General features: G+C 36.9%; 1 protein-coding gene. It reads right to left on the bottom strand.

The genetic code is table 11. From position 1 onward, the window contains the following. Nucleotides 1-264, bottom strand: a 264-nt coding sequence (locus tag ACIFQM_RS25070) for a ParB N-terminal domain-containing protein (RefSeq protein WP_430066438.1), incomplete at its 3' end; no start/stop codon positions are given. Nucleotides 265-528: the final 264 nt, after the last annotated feature.

The following is a 528-nucleotide window of genomic DNA, read 5'->3' as shown; positions in this document are numbered from 1 at the left end:
TATGTTCAGGGCTTTCTCTTTTGACTTGTTCACATCGACTATAACACAATCGACTTCATCGTATCCGAGTACCTTCAACACTTTGGCACGTTGATGACCTCCCACGATGGTATAATCGCTATTACAAATAATTGGTTCACAATAACCGAATTCGATAACACTATTCCTGATCTTTTCAAACTCTGGATCACCCGCTTTTAAATCCTTCCTTGGATTATATTCGGCATGTACCAGTTGATCGATCTTCAATTTCATCCATTTCATTTATATCACTTGCTCCTTTATGTCTACAGCTTTCTCATTATTTCTGGCGTTTTTTATGTATGGAATTAACGTTTCTACGTTTACGAATTTGATTTCCAATCCGGCTCATTCTTCTCTCATTCAGAATTACAGTGAAGAATATGCTAAGCCAAATACAGATTTCTATAGCTAATGCTAGTAACAATATCATCATCCTGATTTCTCCTTTCCAAAATGAAAAAGGAACCCTTGCTCATAGCCAGAGTTCCCGTGTGTAATATGTAC

The organism is Paenibacillus sp. NRS-1782, assembly GCF_050467685.1.
In the GTDB taxonomy this organism is placed as follows: Bacteria; Bacillota; Bacilli; order Paenibacillales; family Paenibacillaceae; genus Paenibacillus; species Paenibacillus terrae_A.
Note: the sequence above shows the minus strand (reverse complement) of the source record. Positions and strands in the feature narration are given on the sequence as shown.